This window comes from Sulfitobacter sp. CW3 (genome assembly GCF_019392245.1).
Taxonomy (GTDB): Bacteria; Pseudomonadota; Alphaproteobacteria; order Rhodobacterales; family Rhodobacteraceae; genus Sulfitobacter.
On the sequence record NZ_JAHXRL010000008.1, the window covers coordinates 37,338 to 60,005 of the forward strand.

Annotated in this window: 15 protein-coding genes and 6 pseudogenes; 10 read left to right on the forward strand and 11 right to left on the reverse strand. The window is 54.0% G+C overall.

Features of this window, described 5'->3' with window-relative positions; translation table 11 throughout:
- Nucleotides 1–334: 334 nt before the first annotated feature.
- Nucleotides 335–1,357, reverse strand: coding sequence for a hypothetical protein (locus KZZ06_RS16225; protein WP_219581169.1), 1,023 nt, complete (start codon nucleotides 1,355–1,357; stop codon nucleotides 335–337).
- 188 nt (nucleotides 1,358–1,545) lie between these two features.
- On the reverse strand, nucleotides 1,546–2,817 hold the full coding sequence (locus tag KZZ06_RS16230) for a hypothetical protein (RefSeq protein ID WP_219581170.1): 1,272 nt from the start codon (nucleotides 2,815–2,817) through the stop codon (nucleotides 1,546–1,548).
- Between the two features lie 528 nt (nucleotides 2,818–3,345).
- Here KZZ06_RS16230 and KZZ06_RS16235 point away from each other — a divergent pair.
- Entirely contained in the window at nucleotides 3,346–3,954 is a 609-nt protein-coding gene (locus KZZ06_RS16235) for a helix-turn-helix transcriptional regulator (RefSeq protein WP_219581171.1), read from the forward strand.
- 39 nt (nucleotides 3,955–3,993) lie between these two features.
- Here the strand turns inward: KZZ06_RS16235 and KZZ06_RS16240 are convergent.
- Nucleotides 3,994–4,440 (reverse strand): annotated as a pseudogene (locus tag KZZ06_RS16240) (IS3 family transposase); the annotation flags it as partial.
- Between the two features lie 390 nt (nucleotides 4,441–4,830).
- Here KZZ06_RS16240 and KZZ06_RS16245 point away from each other — a divergent pair.
- Nucleotides 4,831–5,565 carry a TSUP family transporter gene (locus KZZ06_RS16245; RefSeq protein ID WP_219581172.1) on the forward strand — a complete coding sequence of 245 codons (735 nt, stop codon included), beginning with the start codon at nucleotides 4,831–4,833 and terminating at the stop codon, nucleotides 5,563–5,565.
- Between the two features lie 253 nt (nucleotides 5,566–5,818).
- Here KZZ06_RS16245 and KZZ06_RS16250 read toward each other — a convergent pair whose 3' ends face one another.
- Complete coding sequence (locus KZZ06_RS16250; protein WP_219581173.1) at nucleotides 5,819–6,232, reverse strand: universal stress protein; 414 nt, start codon at nucleotides 6,230–6,232, stop codon at nucleotides 5,819–5,821.
- A gap of 906 nt (nucleotides 6,233–7,138) precedes the next feature.
- Between KZZ06_RS16250 and KZZ06_RS16255 the strand changes: the two genes are divergently transcribed.
- The gene (locus tag KZZ06_RS16255) at nucleotides 7,139–7,747 is read left to right on the forward strand and encodes an exopolysaccharide biosynthesis protein (RefSeq protein WP_219581174.1); all 609 of its coding nucleotides are present in this window, start codon (nucleotides 7,139–7,141) and stop codon (nucleotides 7,745–7,747) included.
- Nucleotides 7,748–7,749: 2 nt separating this feature from the next.
- On the opposite strand, the gene KZZ06_RS16260 is transcribed toward KZZ06_RS16255, so the two are convergent.
- The 6 genes and pseudogenes from KZZ06_RS16260 to KZZ06_RS16280 form a co-directional block, all read right to left on the reverse strand.
- A complete protein-coding gene (locus KZZ06_RS16260; protein WP_219581175.1) occupies nucleotides 7,750–8,253 on the reverse strand; it encodes a hypothetical protein in 504 nt (167 codons plus the stop codon).
- Nucleotides 8,250–8,669, reverse strand: a complete 420-nt coding sequence (locus tag KZZ06_RS22740; protein WP_219581282.1) for a GTPase — start codon at nucleotides 8,667–8,669, stop codon at nucleotides 8,250–8,252. Before KZZ06_RS22740 ends, KZZ06_RS16260 begins: the two co-directional genes overlap by 4 nt.
- A gap of 195 nt (nucleotides 8,670–8,864) precedes the next feature.
- Nucleotides 8,865–9,553: pseudogene (locus tag KZZ06_RS16270) on the reverse strand (IS3 family transposase); the annotation flags it as partial.
- Nucleotides 9,554–9,562: 9 nt separating this feature from the next.
- Nucleotides 9,563–10,417 carry a transposase gene (locus KZZ06_RS22670; protein ID WP_308340033.1) on the reverse strand — a complete coding sequence of 285 codons (855 nt, stop codon included), beginning with the start codon at nucleotides 10,415–10,417 and terminating at the stop codon, nucleotides 9,563–9,565.
- Complete coding sequence (locus tag KZZ06_RS22555; protein WP_257884413.1) at nucleotides 10,410–10,922, reverse strand: transposase; 513 nt, start codon at nucleotides 10,920–10,922, stop codon at nucleotides 10,410–10,412. Before KZZ06_RS22555 ends, KZZ06_RS22670 begins: the two co-directional genes overlap by 8 nt.
- A 242-nt stretch (nucleotides 10,923–11,164) precedes the next feature.
- Nucleotides 11,165–11,407, reverse strand: a pseudogene (locus KZZ06_RS16280) (transposase); the annotation flags it as partial.
- Nucleotides 11,408–11,579: 172 nt separating this feature from the next.
- On the opposite strand from KZZ06_RS16280, the gene KZZ06_RS16285 reads away from it, so the two are divergent.
- The 6 genes and pseudogenes from KZZ06_RS16285 (at nucleotide 11,580) to KZZ06_RS16310 (ending at nucleotide 20,210) form a co-directional block, all read left to right on the forward strand.
- On the forward strand, nucleotides 11,580–12,287 hold the full coding sequence (locus KZZ06_RS16285; protein ID WP_219581177.1) for an ABC transporter ATP-binding protein: 708 nt from the start codon (nucleotides 11,580–11,582) through the stop codon (nucleotides 12,285–12,287).
- A gap of 5 nt (nucleotides 12,288–12,292) precedes the next feature.
- The gene (locus KZZ06_RS16290) at nucleotides 12,293–14,656 is read left to right on the forward strand and encodes an ABC transporter permease (protein ID WP_219581178.1); all 2,364 of its coding nucleotides are present in this window, start codon (nucleotides 12,293–12,295) and stop codon (nucleotides 14,654–14,656) included.
- A 4-nt stretch (nucleotides 14,657–14,660) separates the two neighbouring features.
- Nucleotides 14,661–15,872, forward strand: coding sequence for an efflux RND transporter periplasmic adaptor subunit (locus tag KZZ06_RS16295; RefSeq protein WP_219581179.1), 1,212 nt, complete (start codon nucleotides 14,661–14,663; stop codon nucleotides 15,870–15,872).
- A pseudogene (locus KZZ06_RS22745) lies at nucleotides 15,869–15,994 on the forward strand (poly-beta-hydroxybutyrate polymerase N-terminal domain-containing protein); the annotation flags it as partial. The gene KZZ06_RS16295 and the pseudogene KZZ06_RS22745, both read left to right, overlap by 4 nt.
- A 122-nt stretch (nucleotides 15,995–16,116) precedes the next feature.
- Nucleotides 16,117–17,520: pseudogene (locus KZZ06_RS16305) on the forward strand (PHA/PHB synthase family protein); the annotation flags it as partial.
- A 113-nt stretch (nucleotides 17,521–17,633) separates the two neighbouring features.
- Entirely contained in the window at nucleotides 17,634–20,210 is a 2,577-nt protein-coding gene (locus KZZ06_RS16310; protein WP_219581181.1) for a cation-transporting P-type ATPase, read from the forward strand.
- Here the strand turns inward: KZZ06_RS16310 and KZZ06_RS16315 are convergent.
- Complete coding sequence (locus KZZ06_RS16315) at nucleotides 20,198–21,202, reverse strand: sodium:calcium antiporter (RefSeq protein WP_219581182.1); 1,005 nt, start codon at nucleotides 21,200–21,202, stop codon at nucleotides 20,198–20,200. The genes KZZ06_RS16310 and KZZ06_RS16315 overlap by 13 nt on opposite strands.
- Before the next feature lie 331 nt (nucleotides 21,203–21,533).
- Here KZZ06_RS16315 and KZZ06_RS16320 point away from each other — a divergent pair.
- Nucleotides 21,534–22,539 (forward strand): annotated as a pseudogene (locus KZZ06_RS16320) (IS3 family transposase).
- The last annotated feature ends 129 nt before the right edge of the window (nucleotides 22,540–22,668 follow it).

The window sequence follows — 22,668 nt, forward strand, 5'->3', positions numbered from 1 at the left end:
TTGGCATTGACCTGCGAGGATGTCATTCCTGGCTCTCCGATGTCGGATTCCGGTGAGGTTCTGACCTTCTTTACTGCTTTAGGGATGGCGGAGCCTTTGGCAATTGACCAAAAGATGCGGCGCATCACCACCAGATTGGTGAGGGCGCAGAGTGCGTCTATCTGTACTGAAAAACTGCAAGATCGTGCCGTAAGGTACGGAGAACTGGCGGTTGAATATACGACGAAAAGACCAAAGTCCTGGCCCGAAGCACCCCGGATATTGTCGGGGCCTTGGTGCCGGTCGGAATCCTGTTCTGAATTGTCCTATTAATTCTACATCAATTGCGCTCAGGTTATCTGATGATTGATGTAGAATTACCAATTTGCGAATGCGTTCCGTTGTTGCTTTGAACGCGTTGCGGTTGGTTGGCTGTCTGGGTCGCGCTTATCGTCGTGTTTTTAATCATGACATGATCCGACGATGTCGGCTCATTCACTTCCAGCAGGTTTACGACGCTTGTGCTCGAGTAGCTGTGGTCGGTCACGCGATTGTTTATTTCCGCCAACGAATGGTCATCGCCCGAGTTTTCAACGATTTGGGTGCCGTCGGAAACCTGCGAAAGCCCGTCAACTCTGGTCGCGCTTACAAAGTTTGCAATGTTCAAACCAGTTTGCGTTAGGCGAATTGGTACGTTTCCTTGGGGATAGGTCACAATATTCCTGACGGTCTGGGTGCCGCTAAACACTCTCGTCACATTCTTGACCTCATCTGCGACGAGAACGTTGCCGATGTTGGCCCCTGACTGAACGATATCAAAAGCGTTCCCCAAGGGATTGATAACAGCCACTCTGTTTTCAATCAGTTGCGACGTGTCGCGGGGGAAGTATTGTCCGCCAGATCCGATCGATATCTCGGCGGTTGCAACGTTTGCTGTGTTCCTACCGATTTGGCTCACACTCCCAAGTGCCGCCCCTGCGCTGCGCAGATTATTAAACACGCCTTGGGCGGCTCCAGGGCCAAAAGATTGAGTGACGTTGTCAATGCGATTGGCAATCACGATGTTTGAAAGGTTTTCGCCAGTCTGAACCGAAACGAGGGGAACATCAAAATTATAATTCTCAGCGGTATTGGTCGCAATCTGGTTACCCTGCATGGATTGACGAATGCTATCCACGTTGGTTCCCGTCGCCAAAAGAATGTTTGCTGCGTTCAAAATAGATTGGCTGAGTTCTTGGGACGTCAACGAAACTGGAGCCAGCTCGTAAACAGCATCTCGCCCGAAAGCCTGATTTGGAGTAGCTTCTGTCGGGCTCCCATTCAGTATAGATGACCGCCGGTTGTTGAGGTAATTCAACGAGGTTTGGTCACCAGCCATGCTTTGGTTCGTAATAAGTTTTGGGTCGAACCCTGTCTGCGCATTAGCGGATGTGGAAATACTGAAAAAGGCCAAGACGGATAAGCATTTGCGTATGGAGCGTACCATATTCTTATCACCTGACTGGCCGAATTAATTTAGTTCGGAGCGGCAAGATCCTCGCCGCCCCGTGTGCAAAATTGCTTCGCTTACAGCCCGCTGACCGAGTTGATGACGTTTGTTGCAGCTTGCGTAACTGCGCTCAGATCATCAGCACCGATCATACCGTTCTGCGCCATTTGGAAGCCCGAGAAGTTCTGAGACACTTCCGTCATGCCTGACAGATCAGGCAAAGCACCCGCCGAAAGAATGTTACCGACGTTGGTAGCGCTTTGATCAAAGTTGGTGATGTCTGCGCCCCAGCCCACGCCGACACCCTGTGCGTTGTTCATCGCTTGCTGATCAACATGTTTCGCAGATTGGGAAATGGTCCAGCCAACATCAGTGACAGTCGCCAAGTTGATGGCGTTCAGAGCTGACTGGTCGATGTAGTCATTACTGCTGGTCGCGACCGGTCCGGTTACGCCTCCGGTGCTGAATTTCACCAAGTTGCTAGCAAGTTGACCACTTCCATAGCCCTTGTAAACTTGCGTAATGGAAGCCCCGTACTCTGAACCACCATGTGTGCTGTTTCCACCAACATCCAAACTGTTTGCGATGTTAACCGCACTTTGCATCAAGTTTTCGATCGAAGCCCCGATTTCGGTATCAAATGCACTGTTGGTGGCAGACTGCGGGCTGTACTCAACGATTTGGAAAGAATCACCTTTCAGATCATCCTCAACCTCGGCGAGGTTCATTACGTTGACAGCGTCCTGAGCAATATTTTCTACGCCAAGATCGATGTCAAACTTGTTGCTCGCCTTTTGAGAGCTGTCATCGACCGTCTGTAGAAGGTCTGGGCCCCAAGAATCGTCACGCAGGTCATCCATCGCTGCCATGTTCATCACGTTGGTAGCGTCTTGATCGATGTCAATGCTCGTGCCATTGCGAATATCAATGTCGTTGACTGCTTTTTGACTTGCATCATCGATTTTCTGGGACAGTCGGTTAATATCGTAGCTTGGACCCCCATCAGTGGTCAGGTCGATGCTGTTCAGAACGTTGGTTCCCGACTGGCTGACGTCGCTCAGCATAGCGTTATTGTAAAAAGTGCCCTGGGTTTCGAAGTCATTGACCGAAACCTGCTTCATCCAGTCTTCCGAAAGTTGCTCCACGTCATCGAGCGACCCAAAGTCGATTGAGATGATATTTGCCGCGTTGATCCCGGCTTGCGATACGCCTGAAGCATCGTCGCTGATATCAATTGAGTTTAGTGCTAATTGTAGAGCTTTTACCGTTTGCGATATATCGGTTTGCTCTGCCATAGCAGGCATCGCGAGAATCGTGGCAATCGCTGTTGTTGTAAGGAACTTAGTCATAATGGCCTCCAGTTGCATTGGACCCCGTTGCGGGACAATTTATTCGGATAGATTCCAAGCATGCCTGCAATCTACTATTCCGTTGGGAAAGCTTTTAAACCTATAGTTGAAAATAACTATATATGCCTTGGTGCCAGTAGAATCAGAAATGATGGCGTAAAGGACTTAGTGATTAGATTCGGATTTAAAAGCTTCATTTGGAATACTAAGAAGCATGGAGCAGCGATAAAAAATCATAAAGTCAGGAAAAACCCTACAAGATCGGTGACGCTTGAATTTTTGAATGATACTTATGTATCAGTGACTTATTCGATATTGCGCTTGAGATCCAAGTCGTGAATCCGTTAGGGCTTGTAGATTTCGTTAACCTTCCTCATAATGAGGCACATTGTTGACACATTCTTATAAGGTGCGGCAAACGCCCCATTTTAATTGGTTAGTTCTTACATTTTGGAAGAGCAGCACACACATTTGATAGAACCACCCTACAGGCATTGAAGATCTCGATAGTTTATGAGGTAGCGAAAGATGTCTAATTTTTATAACGAACTTCCAAAGATCACATTCCAGAAATTTCGGCTGGGTGTATTTTTATTTACCGAAAACGAATTTATTAGAACGCGCGTAAGAAAAGCTGTTTCCATTTTGGATAACAGAGTAAATACAACGCCCTGCAACAAGCGAGCCTTCCCACAACCTAAAGTGGAAAAAAAACTATATATTGTGGACCCCAGTATTATTAGGGAAAAAGAACATGATATTGAATGCCTTTTGAATAGTGATAAATTTTCTGTTCTTTTGTATGGCGGACCTGCGGGTGATCTGGTTCACGCGCAATCCGTCCGATATGTTGCCTCCAATGAGGTCGACTCGAAAGAACTTGCAAACATAATCGCTGATGTAGTGGGTATAAAACACCTTAATCGCGCGCCAAAGCTTAGCCAGCGAGAAAGGGAAATATTACAATATTACGGTCGGGGATATACCCTCAAGGCAATTGGATACGAGCTTGGCATCAGTCCAAAATCTGCTGAAACCTATAAATCTCGCGCCTGCCGTAAGCTTGGTTTGACCGGGCGGGCGGCCGTACTCAATTTCATTGATCCGAGGCTGCAGAAGACAAGTGTAATTCACTAGCATATTATATTCGTCTTTGTTTCACAGACCGGTTGCATGGCGCGCTTTCTCACGTCCACGGCGGCTTAACGGGTTCTTAATCCCTGCACAGAACCCACTGGGATGGATGTTGAGGCAGTGGCACACCCTGCGCACCGAAAAGATAGGGCGGTGCTCAGCGACAAACGCGCACTTCACCTTGCATCCTTTGCGAAGTGAGCGGATTTTTTTTTAGGATATCGCGTTCCTCGGTCTTCCGCGACAGCTCACGCTTGAGCCTGCGGTTCTCAACCTCGTGGTCCACAGATGATGCTTGTAACGCCGCCTTGGCGTAAAGCTCCATCCATTTGTAAAGCGATTAGGTGGTGAAGCCCAATCGCTCCAAAGCCTCACGAACTGGATATCCGCGTACCATGATCCCCCTTTCATCGATATTGCTTATCGACTGCCGGGCAGCGGATGCACAGCATCACGCTTGAAATCTTCACTGAAATTTAACTTCCCCATAACGTCCTCCTTGCCTCAAAATTATGAAAGAAAGCGTCTACGATACTAGGGGCTTGGCGCAAAAAAGAACACCCGCAGCGTTTCAGCTGCGGGTGTTCGGTAAATCTGGTTGCGGGAGGGCGCAACCATCGTTGCCGAACTAAGCTTACGTGCAGGCTTGTCTAACTGTAAAATCAGCAGAGCGCGCTGGGAGCGGTCATCTGCCCTGTTATCCGTGAAGGTCCGCAGTGGCCGTCCTTTATGGTGATGTAACCATGTGGCATGGCGGATGCTGCATTGCCTCCGATGGCCGCGAAGAGCCCATTTTTCCGGATGCTGAATTGTGGATAAATGGCCGCTATCGCGTTATTGTCTAACGCGCAGCCAATAGCCAAAAGAAAGCCTCACTTTATGCCAGCAACATTATTGCCTGAATTGGGGCCGTGGCTGGTCTGCGCCATAACGGTGTTGGTTGGCACCCTAGTTCAGCGATTATCAGGCGCGGGTTATGGCATGTTTGCTGCACCCGTGATGGCGTTGGTTGCGCCCGAGTGGCTGCCAGGAACAGTTGTTCTGGTCGGCTTTGTCATCGGTGCTGGCTCCCTGTTGAACGCTCGCGATGCCGTGGAATGGCGAGACCTGCCGCCCGGATTTGCTGGTCGCATCCTTGGCGCAGGGATAGCCGCCTACATAGCGGCGGCGGTGGTTGGAACGGACGCATTGGCCATTATCGTTGGGTTTGTGGTTCTGTTTGCGGTGGCTCTGACCGTGCTTGGTCTGACATTTCCGATCTCTGGTGGCTCACTCTTCGTCGCAGGAGGTATCGGAGGCGTCATGGGAACCCTGACAGGGATCGGGGCACCACCGATGGCAATTCTATACTCGAATATCGAGCCGCGCAGAGCGGCAGCCACGCAGAACGCATTCTATGGCTTCGGGGCGTTTGTAGCGATTATCGCTCTTGCAATTGCTGGTGTTCTCACGCTTCCGCAAGTTGCTTTTGCGGTCTCTCTAGCGCCCTTAGTACCGTTTGCATTGTTGGCGTCCCGCCCTCTTGCAATTCGATTTGAACGTGGTGCAATTCGCCCTTGGGCGCTTGGGATGGCAACCATTTCGGCGCTGGTTTTGCTGAGCCGGAGCATTTGACTGCGCTGCAATTTCTTAACTTCATCGCACAGGCCTAGCTCGAAGCGGACATAGAAATATCAGATATCAATGCCCGCAAAGTCCGCACTGACCGACGATTGGGCCGACAAAATGCTGCACGATGCACGAACGGCAGCAATGCGAAAGAATATCCTGAAGTCGATCTTCTCGTGCATCGCCACAAGTCGGCTCGGAGCCCTTACCGGCCAGAATAGGGTTTATCCTACACGCACGCGATCGCTTCATGCGTTTGTCAGCGTATGACGAAGACGGACACTTTCGCGTGCGACGCAAGATGGCCAGCGTTTGAGGCAAAAAAGTGCTCAGCAATCCCAGGAATATGGCTTGCCATAATGATGAGATCGATCCCGACTGTATCCGCAAACCGTTTCAATACGTCGTCAAGATCGATTGATGGATCATGACCGATTTCGGCGTGTGGTTCGAATATGACCCCAAATTCCTTAGAACGATCCGCGGCAAAGGCCGCAAGCTTTTCGGCATATTCTTCAGGAGCGCGCGCAACTTCATTCGGAGCTGTCTGGACGACGCCGACAATATGCGTTTTCGCCCCATACAGTTTCGCAATATCAGCCGCCACCGACAGGGCTTTGTCCAGTCGGTCTGTATGCCGAAGATCCACTGGGATCATGATGTTCGAATACATGTTTTCCTCCTTGCCATTGCCAGATAAGTTAACTGACGTGGCATGCGCGCGCCTTGCGTTAGATCAAGTCCGGCTCCAAAACTTTTGCCTCACGCCGCTCAGATTTTTCCCCGGACAACATCACGCACGGAGCAATATCGAATGACGGGTCTGTTCGCACCGTGTGAATTCGCTGATTGCCGGATTTCACTCCTGCAGCGAATGGCCGGTTCGACGGGCCGCGTCGAAGCATAGCGCCGTATCGCTGAAGGGCAGCTGTGGGCCGTCCAAGATTGCAGCATAAGGAACCCGCTGGACGATTTTCTGCGACTGATCTAACGGCCGCTCAGAGCCCTCATTACCAAATGCCGTACCGCAACATTTCGCATGAGCATAAAATCAAGCTGTTACTGTCGGCCCATTCCGACCTTTCACCGACCGGTCAAGATGCTGCGGTCGCGCCCGCATTACGGTCATTCGCTGCGGCCGCGAAATCACCAAAGTCGCGAACTGACAGTCTGCGGACAAAGAGGGCCTTCGCTGCGTTCACACCAAGGGCTGATTTTGTGGAAACGGTCAGTCAACGGTCGTTCTTGGTAGCGCAGGTCAGAACATATGGTTCCAAATATCTGATGTGAAAAGTAGTCCTTGCACTCAATCACAAACCATCTGAACATGCGATGCGGCAGGCCGCAGTATTACTTGCAGAAAAATAAAACGCCGCGGTGCCTTGACAACGAGTCGCTCCATAAGCGCTTCCATCATTCTGATGGCTATAATCCATGTCTATCTTCTGGGAACCTACACTTTACTTTTCAGCGATTGAAGCAAAGGATGATGCAGATTTCAGAGATGCAATTTGGGATGCAGGCTATCGTGATCGTCACTTACTGATGCCTAATACTGACCGAACCAGAGGCCGAAGATTTGGAAAATGATCCACCATCGGACGCGCACGAAACTGGTTTTGCGGCGCTTATCCAGGTGTTGGATGAAAACGGCCAATTGAGCGGCTATGTGACGCTAGGCGAGGTGATCGACCTAGCCAGCACACGTATACATGGGATTGCAATCCTTTTGATGGCGCTACCAGAATGCGTTCCCTTGCCAATACCTAGCGCTGGGGCGATTTTGGGTATACCTCTCATTGCTGTTTCCGCACATTTGGCGATTTTTGGCGAGCGGGGCGACTTACCTGCGCGTGCCCGCGAACTCAAAATTCCGCACCGCGTGATCGCAATGATCTCGCGCCATTTGATCCGGCCGCTTCGCTATGTTGAACGTATGAGTCGCGACCGACCGTCAGTGCTGGGGCGGAGTGAAAGGTTGGTCGGCGTCTTTTGCCTGCTGATGTCGCTTCTTTTACTGCTGCCGATCCCTTTGGTGAATGGTCCGCCCGCTGTTGCCCTAGCGTGTCTTTCGTGGGGGCTCATACAGCGCGACGGGCGTTTTATCGGTTTGGGCATCTTTCTGTCGGCAGCCGTCGTATTCCTCATTTTAACCATAGCGGATCTGGCCGTATCGTTCGTCACGTAACCTCAAGAGCCAGCGCTGGAGGAGTTTTCCGACGCTGAAAGCCTGTTCTTAGTAAGCCCCCCCGTATTTGACTGATTTTGAAATGTCGGGACAGTTGCTCTTCGAAACGTTTCAACACCTAAACAAGCCAAGTTGTCTGCTTGGGTATCATCATCTTTCTTACCCGAAGTACGAGGTCCGAAAGCAGCAATCGCTTGGCTTATGCCGCGGCGCACGCGAGGCGTTTCATTCAGAAGCCCTGTCTTTTGATTTTCGACGCGCAGGCGATTACGCTGGGTCATCAGCGCCTCGCCGACATAGCTATCGACACGCTCGCGCAATGTTGCAACGTTCCAGTCAGACTCTGTAAGGGCGACGGGAATTGGATGTACGCTGGGTTGACTGATTTCACCCGCAACTGCTGCCACGACTTCAGTGACTTGAACCATTGCCTCATCGGTCAGGAAGTTTTCGGGCAAAGGCCAGTCGCGGAGGATTTCATCGATACAGGTGATGACGAAAATCATCGGTGGCATACGCCGCTTGGTTGATCTTCGAAAAACTGATAGAACTGCGCAATACTGGCCCGATCAACCTCTCGTGCAGGCCGGTTCGCGCGGATTGTCCAGATCACAAGATCCGCGCGCTGCAACTCTGCGAGGACCGTATCAGTGACCCTTGTGGAGCCGTCGAGCCCTTGCATATCCACAAGCACGCTCGCGACGCCATTGAAATCTGCAAGGTAAGTCTTTGGCCGGTCTGTTGTCGGGACGACATCGGTCTCCGCCACGTTGGAGGCGACAAGCGCAATAACACGGCTAGATTTTCCAGCGCTGATTTCCGCCCAACAGCAATCCGGAGCAGACCATCCGCAGTTGCGCGGCGTGCGAGCTCCTCTTGTCCGGAGGCGAGCCCCAGTTAAAGAAGTTCTGCGTCTGAAAATTGAAGGTTTCTGGAATAGAGATCAACCGCCGCGGCCGCCACTTCGTCGAGTAACAAAGTCTGCAAAACTGCAGTCCCTTCGCCTGTGACAAAGGACGAATGCCCTTCAGCAATTGCCCCCTCAATCTCCCGCAATACTGCAATAGGAAGGGATTTTATCAGCCGCAGAACCCGCACTATGAATAGCCCCTATTTTTTAGACGCCTTGCAGCTTCCGTTGTTGCTGTCTTTCAAAGTCCGCTGGTGACAGCATCCCATTTCTAGCGTGCTTGCGCCTCGGGTTGTAGAACATCTCGATGTAGTCGAACACGTCAGATCTAGCGTCGTCTCTGGTTTGATATGTTCTGCGACGGATGCGTTCGCGTTTAAGCAGGTTGAAGAAGCTCTCGGCCACGGCATTATCATGACAATTCCCACGGCGGCTCATGCTGTGTTCCAGATTGTGGTGCTTGAGAAACGACGCCCAATCAATGCTTGTGAACTGTGAATCTTGGTCAGAATGTACAAGAACTTTGTCCGTTAGTTTGCGCCTCGAAACAGCCATCAGCAGCGCCTGCAATACGAGGTCTGTTGGTTGTCGGCATTGCATCGACCATCCCACGATACGCCGTGAAAAGAGATCGATCACAACCGCCAGATATGAGAACCCTTCATGTGTTTTAACGTAGGTAATATCTGTTACCCAGGCGCTGTTGGGGGCTTGGACATCGAATTGACGATCCAAAGTATTATCGACGACGACTGATGGCTTAACGGATTTTTAACCCACGCATAAAATCCACTTGGATGCAGGCACAGGCAACGACACATCGCGCGAACCGAAAACAACGGACGATGCTCGACGATAAACGCGTACCTCACTTTGCATCCCTGGCGAAGTACGCGGTGCCCTTCCTAAGAAATAGTCATGTTGGTCTGTGCAGGTAATTCTTGTAAATCATACCCGAATGACTTGGCCCGTCGCTTGAGATTGCCGAGCACGCGATTGCGGTATCTTTCCTCATAATGGGACGCGCCGGGGTCCTGATAGGTCATGCCGTGGCGCGGGGTGTTGTAGAACAGGACCGCCATCTTGCGTGCTGTGGATGTGACTGCTTTGGCCTTACCCGCGCGCGCGGCCAGTCGGCGGTAGAATGCGCCCAAAGCAATGTCACTCCGCCCAATCGTGACGGCTGCCAATCGCAAGAGAGCTGCGGCGCGGCTGGATGATCGCCGTGTTCGGGATGATAACACCTTTCCTCCAGATATCTTGTTGCCCGGTGCCAGACAGAGCAATGACGTGAAGTGTTTAGCACTTAGCCATGCGCGCAAATCAGTGCCGCATTCGCCAACCAACTTGAGCGACAGAGACGGGCCCATCCCATGGATTTGCGTCAAATCAACGCCGAGAACGCCAAACAGCGCGGCCCGCACGTCAAACGAAGGCGTACTGACCTGCTTGGTCTTGGTGCGCGGGCGCGGCAACTTGCTGTGATCATATTCAGTGTCCGAGCCTAATACCGCCAGTGTAGCCTCAAGATGACGATCACATTCCAGCACCTTGGCCTGATAGAAGTCATAGAGTTCGAGCGACTGGGTCAGCGCGAAGATGTGTTCGGGACGATCATTTCCATTGAGTGCAGCTTTGATTGTCTCAGTTGAAGCCTTGCAACGCACGTCACGATAGGAGGCCAACACGTCCAAATCCCGTTCGCCGGCGACGATGCTGCGGATGATCTTCATCCCCGTAATGCCCGTGATGTCAGACACAACATGACGCAGTTGGAGGTTCATCTCCATCAGTGCTTTTCTGCATGTGTTGAATGTGGGCCGCTGCATATTCCACCAACCGTTCACGCTGGCGCAGATAGGCTCGCAAGGTCGCAATCTCGGCCGTTGGTCGAAAGCTGCCGCGTAGCAAGCCGTAGGAATGCAATTGTCGAAGCCAGCTGGCAGCGCTGACGTCGGTCTTCCGGCCGGGCACGTTCTTGGCGTAGCGAGCGTTGACCAGAATGACCTCAAAGCCGTGCTGCTCAAGTATCTCGTAAGCTGGGATCCCGGTGGATTCCTTCGCAACGCTGGTCACACCGTGTGATTTAAACCAATCGGCCAAATCGTGCAGATCATGCGTGAACGTGCCAAACGCACGCACCGGTGCATCCGTCACCTCTGGGTTTACAGCCGCCATGTGTTCGCGTGAACCGATGTCAACGGCGGCAGCGCCAATGTTCACAGTCTCAATCGTCGGGATCTTGTGGGTCTTTTGCTTCGCCATCTTCTGTCCTCCTGTTGGCAACAGAAGGGCGTGGGCTATGCAAATCCGTCATCTTCCTAACCGGGATCACCGCAAGGCGGTGTCACCACTCTCAAGTTCGCATCAACCCATGGACCACGTTTTTTAACGGGGTTCTGCCCAAAGACAGACCACCAATAAGCGAACGGCCGCTGCCCTTCATAGCGCAACACTAGCAAAGGCTGTTTCTACCGCGCGCAGGCGGGCCACAACCCGGAACGGTTTTTTAAGATATCGCGCTCCTCAGATACGCGGGCCAGTTCCTTCTTCAAGCGTCTGCTCTCCGCAGCCTGTTCGGCGGTCTCGTTGATCTGCTTGCGCGGCTGCGAAAAATGCGCCTTCCACGTGTACAGTGATTTGGTGCTGATCCCTAATCGCTCCGACACCTCAGCTACTGAATATCCGCGATCCACCACTTGGGCGACCGCATCACGCTTGAACTCATCCGTAAATCTAATCCCTGACATCACTGTCTCCTTGCTTCCAAAATTAACAAGCAAGGCGTCTACAAATCTAGGGGCTATTCACTTTTCCGGTGCAGGAAAATTTCTGATACCCAAAGCTTTCGGCCTTTGAATTGAGATCAATCAATCCGGTTCCAGCACGGATGTCTATCTAGGACCCACCTAGGAGGCGCATGTGGCAGAAGTCGTTTTTAAAACTGAAGGTGTTACCAAGGTTTACGAAACCGGTGACGTAAAGGTTTACGCGTTGGCTGGCGTCGATCTTGAACTGTTCAAAGGTGAGTTGACGGTTCTGCTTGGCCCTTCTGGCAGCGGTAAATCAACGCTTTTGAATATTCTTGGCGGACTGGATCATGCGACGGACGGGCGTGTTTGGTTCGATGGTACCGAACTGACCGACATGTCGGATCGTGGGTTGACCAAATACCGGCGTGATCACGTGGGCTTTGTTTTCCAATTCTACAATCTGGTGCCCAGCCTGACAGCGCGCGAGAATGTGCAACTGGTCACCGATGTTTCCCCCGACCCCATGCCCGCCGAAGAAGCCCTGACGCTGGTCGGTCTGGGCAACCGGATGGATCATTTCCCGTCCGAGATGTCGGGGGGTGAACAGCAACGTGTTGCCATTGCGCGGGCCATCGCAAAGCGCCCGCAGATCCTGTTATGTGACGAACCGACAGGGGCGCTGGACAGCAGCACAGGTGTGCAAGTGCTCGAGGTTTTACGCGATATCAACGAGCGCTTTGGCACCACCACCGTTGTCATCACCCACAACGCCGAAATCCAGCGCATGGCGCATCGGGTGATCTTTTTCCAAGACGGTAAAATCAGCGAAACGCGGGTCAACAAGACACGAGTCGCCCCCTCAGAGATCGTCTGGTAGGTCCGATGCAGGCAATAGACATCAAATTACTGCGTGATTTCAGGCGGCTTTGGCTACAGGCGGTTGCGATTGCTTTGGTGTTGGCCTGCGGCGTGGCGATCCTTTTGACGTCTGTCGGGATGTACAAGGCGCTGTCTGAAACGCGCACTGCCTATTACGAGCGCAACCGCTTTGCCGATATTTTTGCCCAAACCAGACGTGCGCCTTTGTCACTGCTGGCCGAAATTGCCCGCATCGATGGCGTGATGAGCGTCGAGACGCGGATTACTGGCGCTGCAACTTTGGATATTCCCGGGCGAACCAGAACGGCTGTTGGAAAAGTTCTTTCCTACCCCGAAGACTCTGACCCGCTATTAAACCTTCCTTTTCTGGTAAAGGGTCGTTTTCCCGACCCTATCAGCACCAAAGAAATTGTGGTGAATGAACCCTTTGCAATCGCAAATGGTTTCAAGCTGGGTGACAGCTTTAGCGCCAATCTCAGAGGGCAAAAACGCACCCTGACGATCGTTGGCACCGCATTGTCGCCCGAGTTTGTCTATACTATCGGGCCCGGTGCATTGATGCCCGACAACGAGGCCTTTGGCATCATCTGGATGCCTGAACGCGCAGCGGCTGCGGCGTATGATATGACGGGCGCGTTTAACGATGTCTCAATTGCGGTGGCATCCGGCATGACGACCGCGCCCGTGATTGACGCGCTTGACACGCTGCTGGAGCCTTTCGGCGGGCTGGGTGCCTATGACCGCACGACGCAGCAATCTGATGCGTTTCTGGACGCCGAGATCAAACAGCTGAAAGGAATGGCTGCGATCTTGCCGCCGATCTTTTTCTTGATCTCGGGTTTTCTGGTCAGCATGGTAATGAGCCGGATCATCATGCTGGAACGCAGCGAGATCGGGCTGCTCAAGGCCATCGGATATTCAAACACCGAAATTTGCCTTCACTATCTGATGCTCGCCGCCTTGATTGCTGTTGTGGGCGTGGGTGTCGGATGGGTGGCCGGAACAATGCTGGCGCGGACAATGGCCTGGCAATATGCACAGTTCTTCGACTTCCCGTTTTTGATTTTCCGCGTGTCTTATTGGGTCTATGCCGCGTCAGGATTGGCAGCCCTGCTGACCACCAGTCTTGGAGCAACGCAAGCAGCCCTCAAGGCCGCAAGGCTGGCCCCCGCGATCGCCATGCAACCCCCCGCCCCGCCCCGGTTCAAGCGGTCGTTCATCGACGACGCGATGGCACATATGCGGCTGTCGCAATCCACTGTCATGATCTTGCGTTCGCTCTTGCGCTGGCCGCTGCGCAGTTTTTTGACATCCTTGGGTCTGGCGCTGGCTGTTGCGTCGGTCGTCTCGTCGACCTTTATCAACGACGCCCTTACCGAGATCGTCGATATGGCGTTTTACCAAACCAACCGGCAAGACGCGATGCTGCTGTTTGCCGATGACCTACCCGAAGCGGTTCTGGAAGACGTGCGCCACCTACCAGGTGTATTGCAGGCAGAAAGCCAGCAGTTTCACGCCGCTATTTTGCGCAACGGCCATCTGACCAAGCGTGTGCCGGTTGAATCGCGGCGCCCCGGTAATGATCTGAGCAGGGTGCTGGATGCAGATGGCAACCCGCTGGATGTGCCCGCAAACGGCGTTGTCTTGTCAAAACGGCTTGCAACCCACCTTGATGTGAAGCCCGGTGAAAACGTCGATATAGAATTCCTGACAGGCCGTCGCGAGACATTTAGCGTCACAGTCACTGCACTGGTCGAACAGCACTTCGGCTTGGGGGCATATATGAACCTCGAGTATCTGAACGCGCTTTTCAGGCAGGCACCACGTGTTTCCACGGTGAACATCACGCTGGACACGGATCAATCAGACGCGCTCCATGCTGCGGTCAAAAACACGCCGCACATCGCCGGCATCGTCGAGATGAACGAAAACCGCCGGTCGTTCGAGAACACGATCGAGGAAAACATAGTTGTCATGAACACGATCTACATCGTGGTGGCCGTGCTGATCACAATCGGAGTGACCTATAACGCGGCCCGCATCCAGCTGTCGGAGCGCGCGCGCGAACTGGCCAGCCTGCGCATCCTTGGCTTTGGGCGCGGCGAGGTCTCCTATATTCTGGTGGGTGAAATGATGCTAATCGCATTGGTGGCGCAGCCCTTTGGCTGGCTGATTGGTGCGGGGATCGCCCAGCTGATGACCAGCGCCTTTACCAGCGATCTTTATGCAATCCCGCTGGTTCTGGAACCGTCGACATTCGCACTTGCCAGTCTTGTTGTGTTGGGTGCCGCGCTTGCGTCCGTGATGATCGTACGCCGTCGGCTGGACCGGCTTGATCTGGTTTCTGTCATGAAAACGAGGGAATGAACAAATGGCCCATTCAACACGTACACTTGTACTGATCGGCATCGGGGTCACGCTTGTGGCCGGGCTGTCTTATTTCAGTTTCCGCACCGATCCCGTTGCTGTCGATCTGGCAACGGTCACCCGAGGGCCGCTTGAGGTGACCATAAATGCGGATGGCCAGACGCAGGTGCGTGATCTGTTCGAGGTCGCCTCGCCGATCATAGGGACAGCGATGCGGTCACCCGTCGCCGAGGGGGATAGCGTGCGCAAAGGCGAAACTGTCGTTGCGATTGTAAAGCCGTCTTCGGCGGGGTTGCTGGACGCGCGGGCACAGCTTCAGGCAGAGGCCGCGTTGCAAGAGGCAACAGCCGCGCGGCTGGTTGCCCAAGCCGATCTGAAACAGGCCGAGGAAACAGCGCATTTTGCACAGTCGCAATTTGAAAGAACGCAGGCGCTGGTGACACGCGGCGTTGCCTCTGTCACCCGGTTGGAAGATGCCACCCAAAGTCTGGCCGTCGCGAATGCCACGATTGAGGCGGCTCAAGCACGGATCGAGATGGCAGATGGCGCAATTGAACGGGCGCGCGCCAGTCTGTTGCCCCCTGAAAGTAGAAACGTCACCCCGGATAGCTGCTGTGTTCAGTTGACAGCCCCTGCGGACGGGGTTGTTTTATCGGTTGCTGCCATCAGCGAACGGCCCGTGTCCATCGGGACGCCTTTGGTTGGCATTGGCGATCCTGGCCAGCTTGAACTGGTGGCCGACATTTTGTCGAATGATGCCGTGCGCCTTAAACCCGGTGCCTTGGCCTATGTCGAGCGTTGGGGCGGCGAAGAGGTGTTGGAGGCAAGGCTTGACCGGATCGACCCCAAAGCGCGCACAAAGATTTCAGCGCTTGGGATCGAAGAACAGCGTGTTGATGCGTATTTCCAGCTGGTCAGCCCCATAGAAAACCGTCCTAGCCTTGGGGACGGGTTTTCGGTCTTTCTGCGGGTTGTTGAATGGCGTGCCGAGGATGTCTTGCAAATTCCGCTAAGCGCCGCCTTTAGAAATGACACGGGCTGGGCGGTGTTTGTGGATTTGGACGGGGTCGCTGAAAAGCGGGCCGTTACATTGGGCCGGCGCAACGACCGCATGGTCGAGGTGATACAGGGGTTGGAGTTCTCCGAACATGTTGTCACGCACCCCAGCGACGCGATTGCCGCCGGTGTGGCACTGGTGGAAAGGTCGCAGCTATGAGCACCGAACAAGTCGACCCGCGCGGGCTCGATGCATATTGGCACTCAACACTTGGGCGGTTAACGTGTGGCCTGTCCTCTGCGGCCCTGACCACGGCATATGTCGATTGGTTGATGCACATGGCGGGGTCCCCGAGAAGCGATTTCAACTGGCCAGACAAGTCATGGCGCACAAGGCCCCGGCCGAGGTGGGACCCGACCCGAGGTTCTCTGACGCGGCGTGAAATCGTTTCTCGTTCAACGTCTATGCACAACAGTTTCTGGCAGCACAAAACTGGTGGGACCTTGCGACGACGGATGTCCCCGGTCTTGAGGTCAAACATGCGCAGATCGTCAATTTTGCCGCACGGCAGTGGATTGATATGATGTCGCCCTCAAACTTTGCCATGACGAACCCACAGGTGCAGGTGCGCACACGGGAGGAGCTTGGGCAGAACCTGATGCGCGGTGACCGCTATTGGATCGAGGATTTCAACCGGTTGCTAACCAAGCAGCCGCGCAAAACAAGTGAATATACCGTCGGCCAAGACTTGGCGGCGACTCCCGGCGATGTCATTTTACGAAATGAACCAATCGAATTGATCCAATACCGGCCGACAACCGCCAAACTGCGTCCCGAACCGATCCTGATCGTTCCTGCCTGGATCATGAAATATTACGTGCTGGACCTGACCGCGCAGCAGTCGCTGGTGACATATCTGCGAGATCAGGGTTTCGAAGTCTTCATCATATCGTGGAAGAACCCCGATAATGGCGACGCGGAATTGTCGATGCAGGACGATGTCGAGCTAGGGATGCGTGCCGCCATCACCAAGATCAAGCAACTGGGGCATGACCGGCTTCATACAGCATGCTATTGTCTGGGCGATACTCTTTTGGCCATCGTCGCGGCTGCAATGGCACGGGATCACGATGACAGCCTTGCAAGCATCAGCCTGATTGCGGCCCACGTGGATTTTTCCGAACCCGGCGAGTTGGGGTTGTTCATCAACGAAAGCCAGGTGGCCTTTCTGGAAGACATGATGGCGACGCAACGGTATCTCAAGGCGGACCAGATGGCCGGGGCATTCCAGTTGCTGCGCTCGAACGACCTGATCTGGAGCCGCGTCATCCGCCATTACCTGCTGGGCGAACGCACACATGCCAACCCGCTGATGGCATGGAACGCTGACGCCACCCGCATGCCGGCGGGGATGCAGTCGCAATACCTGCGGCACTTGTTCTTGGGAAACGAGCTGGCCAAGGGGCAGTTCAAAGTGGACGGTACCACCATCGCGCTAAGCGACATCCGCGCCAAGATATACTGTCTGGCCACCGAAACGGATCACGTATCACCGTGGAAATCTGTTTACCGGCTGTCATTGCTGACAGACACGGATGTGACGTTTGTTTTGACGAACGGCGGGCATAACGGTGGCATCTTGTCGGAACCCGGCCATGCGGGTCGGCATTTTCGCTGCGGGCACAAGGCCGAAGGCAACGCGCATACCGCAGCATTGGACTGGTTTGAAAAGCACCAACCCCGCGATGGTTCGTGGTGGCAAAATTGGGTGCAGTGGTTAAACAAACGCAGTAGTCCAGCCAGAAATCCGCGGGCTGCCGATTTTGATGTATTAGATGCCGCGCCCGGTCGCTATGTCATGGGCTGAGGTCAGGTGAGTTACGCCATGCTGAAATTTCACCACGGGATTGGTCGCGCTCAGGCGGCCACCAGACGTCTGCCGGATGCCAGACCCCAAACCCTGATAGTTGAGGCAAACCAGTGACCGAAATTGCGCGACAGACCGGTTTAACAGCGCAAGAGGCCCTTGCCGCGCGGCAAATCCACGGCTGGAATGAACTGCCTGTGGTGGCGCGATCCGGTCCGTTTCGGGTATGGTTGCGCCAATTCTCCAGTTTCCTTGTACTGATCCTGATTATCGCCGCCGCCATCGCGCTTGCCTTGGGTGAAAGGGTCGATGCGATCACAATCGGTCTTGTGGTCATGTTAAACGCCGCATTGGGATTTGTTCAGGAATGGAAGGCAGAAACCGCCCTCGCATCCTTGCGAAAAATGCTGTCCCCCCAAGCAATGGTGCTGCGCGATGGTCAGGAACAAATGATCCCGGCCCGCGACATTGTACCCGGCGATATCCTTGTGCTCGCGCCCGGTGCAAAGGTGGCAGCCGACGGGGTCGTGGTTCGCGCTGCGGAACTACAGGTCGATGAAAGTGTCCTGACCGGTGAATCCGTGCCAGTTGCCAAGGATGGCACGGAAAGCGGGCGGGACCTATTTGCCGGAACGTCTGTCATCGCCGGGCGGGCAGAAGCGCGGGTTACAGCCACCGGTGCAAATACCGAATTCGGCAAGATTGCACATCTGACAGGATCGGTTGGGCCAAAGGCAACGAATCTGCAAAACAAGCTGGGCCAACTCGCCCGTCAACTGGGTGCCGCCGCGCTGCTTGTTGCAGCCGCGGTCACAGGGCTGGGCTTGCTGCTGGGGCGTGATCTGACCGAAATGGTGATGATGGGGCTTTCTTTGTCTGTCGCAATGGTGCCCGAAGGTCTGCCCGCGGTGGTCACGATCACACTTGCACTTGGGGCCGCAGCAATGGTGCGCCGGAACGCCTTGGCGCGCCATTTGCAGGCCGTCGAAACGCTGGGTGCTGCTTCGGTCATTTGTACGGACAAGACCGGCACGCTGACCGAAAACAAGATGACCGCGACGCAGGTCTGGACGATGGATCGCACCTATGACGTCACCGGAACAGGCTATGATCCCGCCGGACATATCGCAGTTGACGGGGCACGTTTGCGCGCAGCGGATGATCCTGTGCTTGCCGCGCTTTTGCAAGTTGGGCTTTATTGCAGCCATGCCCATCTGAAACACGAAGGTGATCACTGGCAAATGACTGGTGCCCCTACCGAAGGGGCGCTGATTACCCTTGGCTACAAAGGTTGGTGCGACCTGCCCAATGAACGCGGCTTGCTGGCTGAAATCCCGTTCAGCAGCGCGCGCAAGCGGATGTCGGTGTTGTATCAATCGGAAAACGAGACATCGGTATTGACCAAAGGCGCGCCCGAACAAGTGCTTGAAGTGTGTACTCAGGTCATGACCCAAACCGGTGTGCGACCACTGCAACCCGCAGATCATGACACTATTTCACAAGCCTTTCAGCACCTCGCAGAAAAAGGGTTGAGGGTAATCGGCCTTGCCCGCCGGGTCGCAACCACGCAGCAGATGACCGAGGAAGGGCTGACATTTCTAGGTTTGGTCGGCTTGATCGACCCCCCAAGATCCGAGGTGCGCGACGCAATTTCGCTCGCAAGGGCGGCGGGGATCAAAGTCATCATGATCACCGGCGACAGCCCCATCACGGCGGGTGCGATCGCGAACCAGTTGTCGTTGAACGTAACCCGGCACTTGACCGGCGCTGATCTTGATAAACTGGACGACGCCGAGCTTGATGATCTGTTGCAAGGCGAGGTCCTGTTCGCACGTACCAAGCCCGAACAGAAGATGCGCATCGTTTCCGCGCTGCAAGCGCAGGGTCAGATCGTTGCAATGACCGGCGACGGGGTGAACGACGCCCCCGCCCTGAAACAGGCCGACATTGGCGTGTCGATGGGGATCAGAGGAACCGACGTGGCCCGTGACGCCTCTGATCTGGTGCTACTGGACGACAATTTCGCAACCATCGTCCGCGCCATCGGCGAAGGTCGGCGCCAGTTCGCCAATGTTCAGAAATTCGTCCGCTATCTGTTGTCATCCAATGCCGGCGAAGTCGTCGCCTTGGTCGTCAACATTGCGATTGGTGGCCCGCTTGTATTCCTTGCCACGCAAATTTTGTGGATGAATCTTGTTACCGACGGCGTGACAGCGGTGGCACTGGGGTTGGAAAAATCGGAACCCGACCAGATGCGTCAAAGACCCCGTCGCAAAGATACCCCGATCCTTGGCGTCAGCGGCGTCGTGACCATCCTTGTTTTGGGAACCTATACCGGCCTGTCGAGCCTCTGGATATTTTTTCATCTGATGGATCTCGGGGTCGAACTGGCGCGGACTACAGGCTTCACTGGCATGGTGGTTTTTGAAAAAGTTAGCGTTTTTGCCTTCCGTTCTTTGCGTCTGCCTAGCTGGAAAATTGGGTTGTTCAGCAACCCGTTTTTGTTGCTGGCGCTGACCGTTACATTGGGCGCTCAGGTACTGGCCATCTACTGGCCTCCCTTGCAAACGCTTTTACACACCGTCCCGATGGGGCGCGACGAATGGGCTTTGATTGCCATATTTGCGCTTCCTATCCTTGTGGTGCCCGAAGTGTTCAAGGCTTTGGGGCTCGGGCTTCAACGCACGTAATAATATGCGACAAGGCTTGCGAGGAACGTGATCAGCACAAGGATTGAATCCAGCCCGAACACGCCAATCCGCAGCTTGCGCCGGACAATCAATCCGATCAGGTAAATCGCTGTCACAGTCAGGCCGAACCCCAACGCAAGGCTGACCATACGGGATGTATTTTGCAATATCGGCCCCGAACGAAAAAGGATGTCGGCAGGGAAAACCAGAACCAACATGATCAGATTGCTGCCAAATATGTTCGAGATGGCCAAAGTATAGGCCCCGATACGCACCGCCGCGATGCTGGTGCTTAGTTCGGGAAGCGACGTCGCCGCAGCCAGTAACGTAACCCCGATGAAGCCCGTGCCAAGACCGGATCGATCAGCAATGCGTTCGGCAAACAAGACCAGCAACAGTCCGAAAACCAAAATCGCGATACACGCAGCAATGGCTTGCCAGATCAGGCTTTTGTTTGCTGTCTGCGCCAGACCTGAGGGGGCCGGAAAGGCAAGCGGATCAGGGTCGGGCAGATCAACGGGGACCCAATCACTGTTATCATCATAGCGGCGCAATAGCCAAATCGCCCCGACGTAGACCACAGCAATGGCTATACTGCCAAAGCCCACGCCTGAAATGACAAATGTCTCGCCCAGATTGGTGATGACCAAGGTCACGGACAGCAGTAGCACCAGCAATGTGGCCTCTAGCGCGTGGTTTGCCTTGCGCGGATAATTTGTAATCGGCCCGCGTGCCCCGAAATCTGCCATCGCCAAAATCGCCGTCTGAAGCGCAATGCCTCCGAAAAGGTTGTTCAAAACCAGGTCACGAGATTGTTGTACCGCAGCGGAAAGCGTCGTCGCGACCTCTGGCAGGGATGTTGCCAGTGACAAAAGCAATAGGCCGACAATAGATTTGGCCAGCTTGAACCGGTCTGACAGGGCATCTGCCAGATAAGCCAGCCGCGCACCCGCAATCCAAACGCAACCCGCGCTTAGTGTGAATAAAATCAAGCTTTGTATCAGGGACGTGACCGGGATTTGCATCACTGCTATCTAGCAAATTATCGCATCTTTGCTTTGACATGGCTCAATCCCAATAAGGTGTGGGGGGCAAGCTTGAAGGCCCTTTTTGAGCGATGCCAATTCGCCGCGACGCTTTCGCGTTAGGTTCAAAGCAAATTAGGAGCCTGCTATGTTCTCAAATGCTGTGAAGCTATTTTCCATCAATGGGTTCGACATCAAGGTCGATCCCAGCTGGCTAATTGAGCTTCCCCTGAAATTCGGACACTGACGTAAGCTACGATTTGTTGTCTGCTGACCTTCAACACGAAGGAGATCAGAAATGTCGAAACGGAAGCAACATCATCCAGAGTTCAAGGCCAAGGTCGCGTGAGGGCTTTGAAAGGGGAGGAGACGGTCAGCGAACTGGCAAGTCGGTTTAGGGTGCATCCCACGATGATCCACCAATGGAAACGGACTTTGCTGGAAGGCGCGTCAGGCGTATTTGAGCGTGGCGGTCGCAAGGCACCAGAAGTCGATGAGGAGCAAGATAAAGACCTGCACGCCAAGATCGGAGAGCTGGCCGTCACCAATGATTTTTGGCCAGAAAGCTTAAACGCTGGACCGGCAAGTGAGGCGCAAGATGATCGAACGCGCCAATACCAACCTGTCCGTCGGGAAGCAGTGCAAGCTGTTGTCGATCTCGCGGTCATCATTTTACTACGAGCCCAAGGGTGAAAGTGAGATGAACCTCGTCCTGATGCGCGTGATTGATAGGCAGTTTCTGGAAACCCCGTTTTACGGCGTGCGTCAGATGACCTGGCACCTGCGCAATGACGACCACCCCGTTAACGAAAAGAGGATCAGACGCCTGATGCGGCTGATGGGATTGATGCCGATCTATCAAAAGCCAAATACCAGCAAGGCTGCAAAGCGACACAAGATTTACCCTTACTTACTGCGTGGCCATCGTGTGGACCGTCCCAATCAGGTCTGGTGCGCGGACCTCACCTACCTGCCAATGCGGCGCGGCTTTCTATATCTCGTGGCCATCATGGACTGGCACACCCGCAAGGTTCTGGCGTGGCGTATCTCGATTGACGGAAAAAGGCCGCTTTCTCCCCTCTCGGGATCGTGCGGCGCATAACCCTGCCGGGCAACGGATCAACATCTTTGTTGAGCGACTGTGGCGGTCGCTATAATATGAATGCCTCTACTTACACGCCTGGGAAACCGGAACGGAGGCAAAGGATGGCGTTAGAAAATGGATCGAGTTCTACAATCACAAACGGCCACATTCCGCTCTTGGTGGGCAATCAACTGCCGTAGTCTATTGGCAATACAAATGAAGCTCCAAACCCCGATCAGCAGGTGCAAAAAGTAGCTTAATTTACGTCAGAACCTGTCCAATAAAGGGGGAGTAGCTCAGTTGGGGCTGTCACTGGGTGATCGCGACTAATATCGCTTCACAGCCATCG